Source organism: Ruegeria sp. BHSC026, assembly GCF_059613065.1.
The window spans coordinates 19,593-31,452 of the sequence record NZ_JBXWRV010000022.1; the positions used below are offsets into that span (position 1 = coordinate 19,593).

10 protein-coding genes are annotated in these 11,860 nt (G+C 55.4%); 4 read left to right on the plus strand and 6 right to left on the minus strand.

All coding sequences use genetic code 11. The features are described from left to right. Positions 1 to 76: 76 nt before the first annotated feature. The 4 genes from AC2FME_RS17170 to AC2FME_RS17185 form a co-directional block, all read right to left on the minus strand. Positions 77 to 2,731, minus strand: a complete 2,655-nt coding sequence (locus AC2FME_RS17170) for a VirB4 family type IV secretion/conjugal transfer ATPase (protein ID WP_496801084.1) — start codon at positions 2,729 to 2,731, stop codon at positions 77 to 79. Positions 2,732 to 2,792: 61 nt separating this feature from the next. Further along, positions 2,793 to 3,098, minus strand: a complete 306-nt coding sequence (locus AC2FME_RS17175) for a TrbC/VirB2 family protein (protein ID WP_286197205.1) — start codon at positions 3,096 to 3,098, stop codon at positions 2,793 to 2,795. Beyond that, positions 3,095 to 3,793, minus strand: coding sequence for a lytic transglycosylase domain-containing protein (locus tag AC2FME_RS17180; RefSeq protein ID WP_496801085.1), 699 nt, complete (start codon positions 3,791 to 3,793; stop codon positions 3,095 to 3,097). The genes AC2FME_RS17175 and AC2FME_RS17180 overlap by 4 nt, the downstream gene beginning before the upstream one ends. Then, positions 3,756 to 4,100: a hypothetical protein gene (locus AC2FME_RS17185; RefSeq protein WP_209260352.1), complete on the minus strand. Its 345-nt coding sequence runs from the start codon at positions 4,098 to 4,100 to the stop codon at positions 3,756 to 3,758. Before AC2FME_RS17185 ends, AC2FME_RS17180 begins: the two co-directional genes overlap by 38 nt. 356 nt (positions 4,101 to 4,456) lie before the next feature. Between AC2FME_RS17185 and AC2FME_RS17190 the strand changes: the two genes are divergently transcribed. From AC2FME_RS17190 to repC, 3 genes are all read left to right on the plus strand, one after another. After that, complete coding sequence (locus AC2FME_RS17190) at positions 4,457 to 4,780, plus strand: hypothetical protein (RefSeq protein WP_496801086.1); 324 nt, start codon at positions 4,457 to 4,459, stop codon at positions 4,778 to 4,780. Between the two features lie 46 nt (positions 4,781 to 4,826). Then, positions 4,827 to 5,606: a hypothetical protein gene (locus tag AC2FME_RS17195; protein ID WP_496801087.1), complete on the plus strand. Its 780-nt coding sequence runs from the start codon at positions 4,827 to 4,829 to the stop codon at positions 5,604 to 5,606. 624 nt (positions 5,607 to 6,230) lie between these two features. Further along, on the plus strand, positions 6,231 to 7,436 hold the full coding sequence (gene repC / locus AC2FME_RS17200) for a replication initiation protein RepC (protein WP_496801088.1): 1,206 nt from the start codon (positions 6,231 to 6,233) through the stop codon (positions 7,434 to 7,436). A gap of 218 nt (positions 7,437 to 7,654) precedes the next feature. On the opposite strand, the gene AC2FME_RS17205 is transcribed toward repC, so the two are convergent. Further along, positions 7,655 to 7,954, minus strand: a complete 300-nt coding sequence (locus tag AC2FME_RS17205) for a hypothetical protein (RefSeq protein ID WP_496801089.1) — start codon at positions 7,952 to 7,954, stop codon at positions 7,655 to 7,657. Positions 7,955 to 8,465: 511 nt separating this feature from the next. Continuing rightward, positions 8,466 to 8,840, minus strand: a complete 375-nt coding sequence (locus tag AC2FME_RS17210) for a helix-turn-helix domain-containing protein (protein WP_496801090.1) — start codon at positions 8,838 to 8,840, stop codon at positions 8,466 to 8,468. A gap of 862 nt (positions 8,841 to 9,702) precedes the next feature. Between AC2FME_RS17210 and AC2FME_RS17215 the strand changes: the two genes are divergently transcribed. Then, positions 9,703 to 11,592 carry an amidohydrolase gene (locus tag AC2FME_RS17215; protein WP_496686707.1) on the plus strand — a complete coding sequence of 630 codons (1,890 nt, stop codon included), beginning with the start codon at positions 9,703 to 9,705 and terminating at the stop codon, positions 11,590 to 11,592. Positions 11,593 to 11,860: the final 268 nt, after the last annotated feature.

An 11,860-nucleotide genomic window follows, 5' to 3' on the forward strand; every position in this document is an offset into this window, starting at 1 on the left:
CACTCTGACTTACGACCAGTGGTTGTTCCCTCGCAGGCTGCGAGGGCGGCCACAGCCGCAATCATCACTATAATTCTCATAGCATTTCCTTCCAGAATTGAGGGTTTTGCCGCCACCCGTGGGGGGCCTTTTCTTCGCCAGTTCGTCCGCCACCGAGCACGGTCAATGCGCCGCCCAAACCCGAGAGATCATAATCCACGAAAACGCTGTCCCCAGCTGACCGGATCAGGGCGATGCGCGCTCCACCAGCACCAGCACAGAGGAACGCGGCTTCACTTTCGTTTGTCCGAAGGATTTTATAGTCTTCGGGCTTCGCACGGTTGTTCGGGAACAGAATTTGCGTGTTAACTGTTTCAGCAATGATTTGCCCGACCTGGCTTTGTTCCAAGTGCCCCGGCGTCTGTGTCAGCATCACAACCACACAGTTCTTTTTCCGCATGGTAACAAGCCAGTCGTGCAGCCGCTTCACGAAGATCTCGTCATTGAGCATCTTCCATGCTTCATCAATCACGATCATTGTGGGTTCGCGGTCTTCAATCACGCGCTCGATACGGCGGAAGAGATAGGCCAAAACGGCGGAACGCTCGGTGTCGAGATCAAGGATTTCGGACATATCAATGCCCACAATCTCTTCGCCCATCTCAATAGGCGCATCTGATTTCTTACTGAAAATCCAACCGTACCGACCTTGCTCCGTCCACTCTCGTACTCTTTCCAGCAGCTCGCCCTTGTCGTCTGTGGATGCAACAAGAGATTCCAGCCCCTTGAAGTTGCGCAGATTTGGGGCTGCGGATACGATCTGTCGAACGGCATTGTTCAATGCGACTGTCTGCGTCGTATCAAGCGACTTGTGACGCCCCAGAATGTCGCTGAGCCAATCTGTAAGCCATGCTGTCCCACGTTCATCTGTCTCGGTTTGAAATGGGTTGAAGCCTGTTGCTTCACCCACTCGAATAGCGCTGTAGCTTCCATTCATCGCGCGAACAGCCATTTCCAAACCTTGATCCTTGTCGAAGACAATAACCCGAGCGCCCACCCGACGAGCCTGAGCCATCAGAAATGCTGTCCCAAGCGTCTTACCTGAGCCGGGACGACCGATCACAAGCGTATGCCCCGCGCTTGGTTCTTCAGTACGTTTGCCAGCTTCATGAAAATTGAAGCGATACGCACTGGATGAGACCGTTGGCAGAACCGTGATATTCTCCCCCCAAGGGGACATTTCAGCTGGCCTGCCACCGGCGCTTTTGTGGAATGCTGCAAACTCCGAAAAGTTGTTCGATGAGTTCATGACCGCTCGCGGCCGATAGGACCAGTTGCCCGGCGCCTGCCCATAAAAGGTTGTGGAGAACGCGCCCTTAAAGACCGCAAATTCTGCCCGCTCCCGAACCAGCGTTGCGCCTGTTTCCTGAGCAGCTTGCCAAACCTCGGACGTGGCTTTTTCAAGCTCGTCACGAGTGCCTGCAACGATCATGATTGACATGTGATGCAGTCCATAGACCTGTCGTCCGGACGCCACATTGTCTGCCGACTCTTCCAATGCCAGAGCATCTGAGACCGCCGCGTCGTCGGTTGCCTTCATCTGCCGACGAACAAGCTTCATTTTCTCGACGGTCGTGTTGTTCCGTAGTGGCGTGAAGCTGTTGGTGATCACAATGTCATGCGGCAAATCCAGCTTATCAAGCATGTCCGGTGTGGATTGCGCGCAATATGCGTGAATGCCCAACATCGAGGCATATCGCTTGGTCTGACCGTCGCTGATTTCAACAACACGATCCTTGAAGGTGAACGTGCTGTTAGAAACAACATTTGAAAGATATTGCCCTGGCAAAGCATGACGCTTTTGGAAAGGTTGACCTTGGATGGTTCCCAACAAACCCAGCCACTCGCCATCCTTCAGGTTCAGACGCCGAAACCCTGTGTCTTTCTGCATCCCTTCGAGAATACGCATCGCCTCATTGAGACGATCAATGCGCTCCATCAGCTCGGCTCGATACTCGGCTTCTTCCTTTTGGGGAGAAAGCCAAGCACCGAGACCGAGTTTGTCCGTGAGTGATGGACGCAGAAAAACAGACAAGATGATCATACGCCGTTGCAGTTTTCGCCTGTCAAGCTCGCTCCGCCAGCGCGTATCCACTTCGGTAGAAAACCCATCATAATCGACGGGCTTCAGGTCAAGCTCTTGCGGAACCGTGATCTTATTGACGTAAAAGCCAAACTGTTCACCCAATTGACCAACTTGCCGCGCGAAAGCCTCTGCCTGAACATCCACTTCAACTTCTTCTGACGTCAGACTATCCAGCCCGCCGATCACAGCACTCGCCATCAGGTCGCCTTGCCGGGTGATAATGATTTCATCGGTCAAACCCGCAAGATATGGGATATGACGTGCTGCCGGATCTTCTTTCAATACTTCGGCTCCAAGTAATTCCTGTGTCGCTTTGTTTGGAGCGCTCAACATCGGCCCATAGCTATCGCCGCCGTGGATCTTCCGGTTTTTCGTTGGCGGGGTTTTCGAGTAAACCGTTGCCATAATCTCAAAGAGGTGCGGATTGCGATCAGCGATAAGCCACAACACGGGATAAACGACCGGTATCAGTAGCATGAATTTCCATTCATCCAGCGCGACGAATGGAATGAGCGCGCCGAGCATCAACCCAATGAAATAGCCTATCGGCAGTCCAAAGAATTTCGGTGGTCGCGTCAGGCCAAGGAAAACTGGTGTTTCTCGCATTGTGCATATCCAAACGGTGAAACCCCGCGCCGCCAATTGCGGCGCGAGGCAATGTGTCTACTTAAGGCGCGGCGAAACCGTCGATGATTGTTGCGGCCGAGAAGACCAGAACCACGCCAAAGAAAATGGCGAGGAACAAAGGCCAGTTCAGGCGACCCGTGAACATCATGTAGCCAGCTGCTACCACGGCGAGAATGGCGATCAGCCGCCCGATCGGGCCAGTCAGCGCATCCACGACGGTCTGCAACATGTTTTCCAGCGGATCGAGGTTCTGCGCCAAGGCTGGCTCCGCCGCAAGTACGAAAATCGGCAGGATTGCAAACAGCAATCCCACATTTGTCTTCATCCATTTCCCAAGGGTTTTCATGTAGTCTCCTGTCCAGTTGTTTGATGGAAGATTGCGAGCACTTTCCTGACGTGCCCCTGCGTTTCTCGATACGGCGGAATGCCGCCATGCCGAGTGACTGCCTCTGGCCCTGCGTTGTACGCAGCCAAAGCCAATTCCTTTGATCCAAACCTTTCGAGCTGCATCAGCAAATACCGGGCCGAACCATGAAGGTTCTGCCTTGCATCATGTGGATCTACGCCGAGCCGCCGAGCGGTTTCGGGCATGAGCTGCCCCAGGCCAATTGCGCCTACATGCGAGCGCGCGGACTGTCTGAAATTGCTTTCAATGGCGATATTGGCTCGAAAAAGCGCTACCCACTCAGTTGTTGAGAGGTCGGCTGCGCGAATACCTCTATGCCGTGAGTAGTGAAGCGCGATTTCTTGAATCAAACCTTCGATCTGCGGACTACCACGCCGACCGGTGTTGGGAACCGGAAGAGACACCGCCCTTGGAGGCGGCGTCTCTTCCTCTGCTTCTGGAAGGGGCTGTTTTGGACGTTCAAGGTCTAGAACACCCGACACCAAAGGCCCAGAAGACCTTTGAACGGTCGAATACTCACCACCTGTTACATCCAAAACTTCGGCTTGTGCGACCTGGCAGAAGGTTGATGCCAGAACTGACCAAAGAAACCCTTTACTAGCGGTCGCTACTCGTACTTGAACAGCCTTCGTCAATTCGCCACACCCCTTTTTCACCCGCGTTCAGCGGGAAATCAGGGACAGTAATTCGAAGTTCCTTTGCAAAGGCGGCGAGACCGTTCACAGTCACAATTGCCTTTGGTTCCACAGTCTTCCACACAACCACCTGAGACCGGTATGTTTCGCCATCTTCACCCTCACTGAGTAAGAAGAAGATCCAGCGACCGCGCATCTGGCTTCCGTCCTTATGGACTGTTTCTTCGCATTCGACTTCGAGCCGCCCCCCTTCACCCAGATCCTTCTTCACTTTCGCTAAGACGGTCACTGGCGAGATCGTTTCCATTTTGGGGCTCCGGTCGTTTTTTGATTTGTGGACGACAGGAGCAATAACCAACTTTTGCTAACGTCACCATAGTCAAGATGCCATTAGCTAGTTATTGATGCGGGAAGTGGTTAGAAGTGTCAACAGCTATTTATTGCTTTTCAACATAGCTCTTGCAGTCGCTAGACCCTTGGCCTTATGTTCCTCATAAATTGCCTGCACACCAGGGCTGGGCAATTGCAGTTGTAACCGAAGGTTGAAACGCGCTTAACATGACCCTACGGCATACGCCATACCTGAATCAGCCTAAGAGGAAAGCCTTCTCTTTGCGCTCGCGTTCCGTAAACGCCGGTCTAACTACTAGGTTTTGTAAGCTGTTGCAGGTACTTACAGCAGCAATGTGTTTGCTGTCGTTCAGCTCGCAAGCAGCAATCACCCAAGAAGTTTTCTGCGTTCCCCCTGCCCTTCCTGTTTTGCCATCCGATCCTGAAATGCAGATCGAGTATCGAAATGAACTCTCGCAAGAGTATAATGACTATTTCCGCCTTGCCGCCGAATACCTTAACTGCCTGAACGCCTCGGGTTCGGCCACTCGTGAAGGCATCCAGCAAGCAATCACCGACTATAACCATCTTCTTAACCTTCCGGCCAAGCAGCGACAAGGAGTAGCTGGCGGCTCTGATAGCTATCTATTGCAATGAAAGGTGGTTTTGTGCTTAAAAACTATCAATTGATTGGAGATTTGCCATGAAGCTACCCCGCACCTTTATCCACGCCGCCGCTGGCGTCGCTTCGCTTTTCGCACTTGCGGGCGCACCAGCACCGGCGAAAGCACAATCATATCAAATTGACTGCGCTATCCTTCTTTGCCTATCTGGCGGTTGGCCTGCGTCTGTGCCTTGCGCTCGCGCTCGTGCCGAGTTCATCCGGCGCATTACACCCTGGCCCATCGAGCCGCCTTTGCAGATTTGGCGCTGCCCCATGGGCGCATCATTTGATGTTGACCCATCGACGCTGACCGCTGACCGCATCTATGAAATTCTCATGGACGACAGCACGCTGAAGCAATCTGTTCCAACAACCCCACTCACTGATCTACAGTTGGAACCGCAGCCCGCCGTTTTCCGTAAGAGCGGCGGAACTGCACAACGTCTTCCCGAAGACACCATGCTTCAGCTCATCAACGGCCTAAGCACGGAAAACGGGGTCGCTGATATTGATATTGGCGGCAAAGACTTCGATTTCGTGCGTTCCATCCGCCTCTTTCACGTCCGTTGGGCGCGTCAGAGTCGAGAAGATAGAGAAAGCGGTGGGAGCCGTTGTGAACGCTGGTCTGTCGTTGAGCTTGGAACTTATGGCACGCAGGGCGACTTCAATTGGAACCGATCATCGGCCAGCGCCCTGCCGCCAGCTCATACAGGCATGGAAGGCTACGGTACAAGCTGTCCCAATATTTGGCATCGTTCCGTTTTCATCGACTGGCGCGACTATGAAGGCAATTACGGTTTCGAGCAGGTGAACTACTAACTGTTGTGGCCCCCTAATCGGGGGCCACAATAATTGCGACGGATTACTAATTTCTATATGTCTGTTGCTAAGAACATAAGAATCACGAGGCAGATACAATGAAACCAAAGGAAAGGAGCAGTTCCCAGAAATAGAAACCCCCGCAAGGCGGCAACCTAACGGGGGGTTTTCTGATAAAGCCTAGCGACGGCAATCGCGAAGAAGCTCTCTAACTCAGCTCCGGTTTTATCACCCCAGACATGGATACGGCAAGCAAAAAACGCATTTGTGCGACCGCTCAAATTGTGCCTTGGCCTAACTCTTGGGTAAACCACAAGAATTAGCCCCAGACGCAATACTTGGCATCACTACGGCCCCGACACGCGAGGTCTTGTGTGCTACGGTAAAGAGAATCGAAAGGAGGATACGGAACCCCAAAAAAACGAAACCCCCGCAAGGCGGCGACCTTACGAGGGGGGCTTAAGACCAGGAAGCGCCAACTTCCAGATAGTCGAAACAATCACAATTCGTTCGACTACGGTTTTATCACCCCCCCGACATGTCAGGCAAGCAAAAAACGCATTTATGCGAATAGAGAAGATTTGCCTGCAAGGCCGCCTCGCTTCAACACATCGAGGACAGCAGATGAACCAGACATATTTTCCAGTTCTTCCCCAAGGGTGGGAACGCAGCCAGGTCGAACAACTCTTGATCGAGATCGCCCCGGCCATAGGCTTGCGCGCAAGACGCCTGAGCGCCCTTCTCTACATGATGGGTTATACCAAACCTTCGGCATGGACTTCTTCAGAGGCCGAGCCGGTTTACTTTGCGCCGCAAACTGACACAGCTCTTGCCCTGGGCAAAACCGAACGGGCGCTTCGCAACGACGAACACGCTCTCGAAGCGGTACACGGTCTCATTGAGAAACGTGTAAAGGCGAATGGCTCGCGGTCATTCTATGGTAAATGCGGTATCGTGTTTTCCCGGCTGATTGATCTTGTGCCGGATCTGATCGAGCTTCGTGACCGCATTCGTGCCGATCGCGCCCGTATCCGCGAGCTGGTACAGCTTCGCAGTTCCCACCTGCGCTCCATCAAGCGTCGGATCGAAGCCGCTTCCCCTCAGCTGGTCCAAACAACGGATTTCTGGGCCGCAACCCAAGCATTTGAGCAATGGCCCCACAGTTCAAAGCTTCGCGCCATGTCGCTCGATGCGCTGGAAGCGCATGTTTTGGACTGTGAAGCCCTTTGTGGACGGTTCGATGAGTTGCTTCAAATGTGTCCTGATTCTTCCTGTCGAGCGGAAGAAAACTTCCGCTCCTTTATACAAGAGGACACTTATGAATCTAATTCTGTAAACTGTAATGCAAGCAACCCTACACGGACCTCGGCTAACGCCTCGGACACTGATTTTATTGGTGACGGGCCTGACGGCCCATCACATTGCAATGAAAACAAGGATGAAGCGGCAGACGCAGCTTTCAAGCTTAGATTTCAGCAATCGTTGAACCCGAAGCGCTTTTTTGACCTTGCTGGACCCGACATGCAAATCCACATCGAAGCCCGATGTGCTGACCCAACCAGTATTTCCATGCACCACATTGTTGACGCAGCTGAAATGCTCAAACCCCACCTCGGGATCAATCATGATGCTTGGGTTCAAGCTTGCCGCGCCATGGGCCCCGAAGGGGCTGCCATCTGTGTTCTTGTGATCGACGCCAACCGTGATCACCCGACCAGTCCTGTCAAAAACCCCGGCGGCGCATTGCGTGCCTGGACAAGACGCTATGAAACTGGCGATTTGAATCTCGTCGGAAGTCTCATTGGCCTCGCGCGCCGCCGCGGTTTGTGATGCTTCAACCCCGCCATCACTTTCCGCCTGGCTGTTGTTTCAAATTCGTCCGCCATTTGGTCGGCTTGCGCGATTTTCCACCCGAATCCGGGTCCAAAATCGCGCCTCTCGTTGATCTCGTGCACGATTGCACGCATCTTGGCCCACGAGAACGGCCTGAGAGGCCCGTACCGTTGCGGTTTGCGCTCCGGCTTCGGCCTCTTGTCCTGAATTTAACCTTATTGCCGTCTCTTAAGCGCCTGCGGCCATTGATCCGACTGCGGCCTTTCATCAAACAAGATCACGCGCCCATCCCCTCTGTCCGGATCTCCGACCAGCACAAACGGCATGGCTTCCTGAGCGATTTCAAACAGGCAGCGATACTTCTGTTTTCCAGTAATCGGATCTTTCACCTGGTCATACCGACAGCTGTATTGCGTCCCCTCTTCAATCCAGCCTTCAACACCATCTCGCGTCACCAGCGACAGGGGTTTTCCATCGAGCAGGATCGTTTCACCTACGTTGAATATCTCTTTCATCTGTTTTCTCGCTTCCGGCGTGTGAAAAAGCCGGCGCCATCAGGCACCGGCTCAAGGTTATCACCTTTCACGGCCATCGGGTTCCCACCCTGTACCGCGTCTCCATAATATAGTTGTTAGCTAGTTTTGCAAGCGTCAGCGCGCTAATGTCATCATCTTTCCCTAAATATCCTCGGGGGAGCCGCCGCGTTGCGGCGGCGGGGGCTGATGCCCCTCTCCTGGTCGGTCGTGTTCGTGATAGGCGCGTTCAACATGCCATGTGCAGGTTTTTCCGCCGCACCCGCGACAGGTGAAAAAATCCACTATGTCTCAGACATGTGTATGCGCTCTGAATTTGGCATACAGCCGGTGCGGCGGAACTCGCCAAACTCGGTCGCAGATAAAGCATTTTGTGACAAGTGCATCCGTTGCGGCGAGGTCGTTGAGCCTGAGCGCCCAGGCCGGAGCAAGGGTGATTTTCTCGAATGGCATGAGCGCGAACATAAAGCGAACATGCGCGTTTCAGCAACAGTCAGTTCTTTTTCCCTTTTGCCATAGCACGCGCCAGTCCGAAGATCTGTTCGCGTAGGCTTTCCGGCGTTTGATAGTACATCCGTATCAGCTCAACCGCTTCCCGATCTTGCAGAAACTCAGCATGAATGATGGGGGTACGGTCGTCGGCCAAGTTGTCCTGAAGCCCTTCAAAAAAATGGGTGACAGGAACACCAAATTCGTCGGCAAGCTCGAATAGCTTTGACGCGCTCACTCGGTTGCCTGCCGTTTCGTATTTTTGAAGTTGCTGGAAACTGATCTTGAGACTGTCCGCCACTTCTTTTTGGGTTTTTCCAGCGCTCCAGCGCGCGTGTCGGATGCGGCGTCCTACATGAACATCAACGGGATGCTTCAACAGTTTTTTCCTCTTTACTCAGCGTATCTCGCCCAAGGCGAGCCGAATTTTTACCGTTCAACTTTTGGCATAAACTAGCTTTTGCTGCAATAGATGGTTGTTGGCGACTTTGGCGCGAATGGCACCAAACCGCGCTCTAGGCTTCAGCCGGCAGGCGGCTTTCGCCCCGAACCACCCTGCCCTGTCTCCCTGCGGCCTGATGTGCCGTCCTACTGTCGCACAAGAGCCAGCACCTCACACGGCCAGCATGGTCGCCCAGGACAGCGCGGATCGGCCCATACGGGTAACGATCGACTGTCGCAGTCAGTCTTTCGAGATCCGCGCGAGACGCGCAGATCACATATCCCAAAGGTCTGACCCGATTCCGCTTGCGCTCTATCGGATCAGGCAGTTTTCCATTTGGTTTTTGTCCGCCCAACAGACCTGCCCTGGCCGGTCAATTGGCAAGCGCCCGGCTTACGCCGGTCGTCGCGTGTCAGGGCCGTGTCCTCACCTTCGGTTGCGGGCCGCACCACCCCTGCCCCGCGACCATTGACAGTCCCGTGTGGAACGTCGCAAACCTTTGACTCTTTGGGCCGCCTAAACCCCAAGAAACAGGAAAATCGCGTCATTCAATTCTGGCCCAAACGTCAAGCATTTCCGACCTAGATCGTGAAGCAGCCGTTCGTTGTGCGTGCGGCTAATTCGGGCAGAGAGCCCTTTTTCGACATTGCTTTAGTTCGCGGCATTTGAAACCTCGGGTGCGAAGCGGACTTTCGGTCGATGCATGAATACATGTCAGTCCTGCGACCGAAAAGACTGGTGATCCGTCGTGTCTCACTTAAAATGCATTTGACACAGTGAGCTGGGAGGCTTGAACAAAATGACCAACTTGAACCGGAGAACTTTTGTCTGGGCCAGTCTTTTGGGAGCGACGTCACTGACGCCGGCGGGGCGGGCCATCGCGCTAACTGGATCGTTGCAAGACGTGGGAAGCCTCGCAATGGCCGCGCCAAAGGCTACCATCTACACCGCTCGCGAGATCGTCACGCTGGAGCCGACGCAGCCGTCCGCCGAGGCGGTGGCGGTCGTAGGCGGGCGAATCCTCTGGGTCGGGAGCCTCGAGGAGACGACCGCGATCCTCGGCGACCAGCCCCACGACGTCGACACGACCTTCGCCGACCACGTGATCGTTCCGGGCTTCGTGGCCCAGCATGACCACCCGGTGCTCGCCGCGCTGACCATGTCGTCAGAGATCCTGTCGATCGAGGACTGGGTCCTGCCCTCGGGGACTGTGCCGGCCGTGAAGGACAAGCAGGACTTCATTGACCGGCTGACGGCCGCCGTCGCGGCGGCGCCCGGTTCCGACGAGCCGGTCCTGACATGGGGCTATCATCCGGCGTTCTACGGCTCCCTGACCCGAGCCGAGCTCGACGCCATCAGCACAACCCGGCCGATCCTCGTCTGGGGTCGCTCTTGTCATGAGTTCTTCCTGAACACCGCCACACTCGAGCGCGGCGGGCTTACCCGCGAAGCCTACGCGGCCTTCTCCGCGTCAGCGAGGGAGCAGAGCAACTACGAGGATGGCCACTATTGGGAACAGGGTATGTTCGCGATCCTGCCCCACATCGCTACGATGGTGGCAAGCCCCGAGAGGCTTCAGGCCGGTCTTGAACTCAGCAGGGACTACATGCACGCCAAGGGGATTACCTTCGGCAACGAGCCGGGCGGCATTCTTGCCAAACCCGTTCAGGACGGAGTTAACGCCGTCTTCTCGAGCCCCGACATGCCGTTTCGCTGGTCCTTCATGCCGGACGGCAAGAGCATGGTCGGCATGTATGCCGACGACGCGCAGGTCATTGCCGAGACCGAGAAGCTCGCCTCTTGGTATGGCGGCATGACGGGTATGACGTCGAAGCAGGTCAAGCTCTTCGCAGACGGGGCTATCTATTCGCAGCTTATGCAGGTGCGCGATCCCTACCTCGATAGCCACACGGGCGAGTGGATGATGGACCGGGACGTCTTCGAGCGCGCCTTCCGGATTTACTGGGACGCAGGCTACCAGATCCACATCCACGTCAACGGCGATGAGGGTTTGAACCGCGTTCTCGACACCCTCGAGACCAACCTGCGGCGCAACCCGCGCTACGATCACCGGACCGTGCTCGTGCATTTCGCGGTGAGCGGCGCCGATCAGGTCAGCCGCATCAAGGCGCTTGGTGCCATCGTCAGCGGCAATCCCTACTACGTCGCGGCGCTGGCCGATCAATACGGGAAGGTGGGCCTCGGCCCAGAGCGCGCGGACGAGATGGTGCGCCTCGGCGACGTCTCGCGGGCGGGTATCCCGTGGTCGCTCCACTCCGACATGCCTATGGCACCGGCCGATCCTTTGTTCCTTATTTGGTGCGCGGTGAACCGCCTGACGACCTCGGGCCGGATCGCGGGGCCGGACCAACGCGTGACCGTCGAGGAAGCGCTGCGTGGGGTCACCATCGAGGCGGCTTACTCGCTGAAGCTCGAGGACGAGATCGGGACGATCTCTCCCGGCAAGCGGGCAAACTTCACTATCCTCGATGCGAACCCCCTCTCAGTCGACGCGATGGAGATCCGAAACGTCGGCGTCTGGGGCACGGTTATGGAAGGACGGATACTTCCCGCAGGTGGGGCGGAGCGGAAAGCCTCGCTTGATCTGCCGGGGGAAAGCAAGGCGGAACGGGCGTTCATGGAAGCTGCTCTGCACCACGCGTTGACGGTCGCCCATGGCCCGCATTGATCCGAAGTTGAAAGGGAGCAAATATGAATGTTGAAAGCAAAGTACTGGGAATCTTGTTTCTCACAGTCGGTGTGGCCATGACCGGCTGTTCTCCGGAGACGGCCGAGGATGAACAGCCGTCGGCAACAGCTCTTGCTAACCCCGCTGCGAACTACTGGGGGTCGACTCCGGCTGGGTGCAGAATAGGGCGTTAAGCCCGGATCGGGGTACTGGCGTCGCGCTCAGGTCTCTTTTTCGCTGAGGTATCGGTAGATGGTAGCCTTAGAGA